General features: G+C 58.2%; 1 protein-coding gene. It reads left to right on the top strand.

The features are described from left to right. A partial coding sequence (locus J4G38_RS28445) for a DUF859 family phage minor structural protein (protein WP_226164213.1) occupies window positions 1–383 on the top strand: 383 nt, incomplete at both ends.

The raw sequence follows: 383 nt of genomic DNA, 5'->3' as shown, positions 1-383 counted from the left end.
CAACAATAGCACCAAGACGCTGGCGAGCGGCACGACAACCATCGCGCACAACGCCGACGGGTCCAAAACTTTTAACTATTCATTCAGCCAGCAGTTCGACATCACGTTCAACGGCTGGATCGGTACAATATCGGGCTCGGGCAGCGGGACGCTGAACACGATCGCGAGAGCGTCGCAGCCCTCCTGTATCACCTGGCCCGAGCACACGCAGAACGTGGGCCAGTTCGGCGACACGATCAGCATCCACATGAACCGCTTGTCGAGTTCATTCACTCACACAGTTCGCTACCAATTCGGAACCCAGTCGGGAACCATCGCCACAGGCGTGACGACGGGCACGACGTGGACCATCCCCGCGAGCCTCATGAATTTGATCCCGAACT

Origin of the sequence: Hymenobacter terricola, from assembly GCF_017921975.2 — a bacterium.
Classification (GTDB): domain Bacteria; phylum Bacteroidota; class Bacteroidia; order Cytophagales; family Hymenobacteraceae; genus Hymenobacter; species Hymenobacter terricola.
The sequence above is the reverse complement of the archived record's forward strand: the minus strand, read 5'-3'. Positions and strand labels throughout refer to the sequence as shown.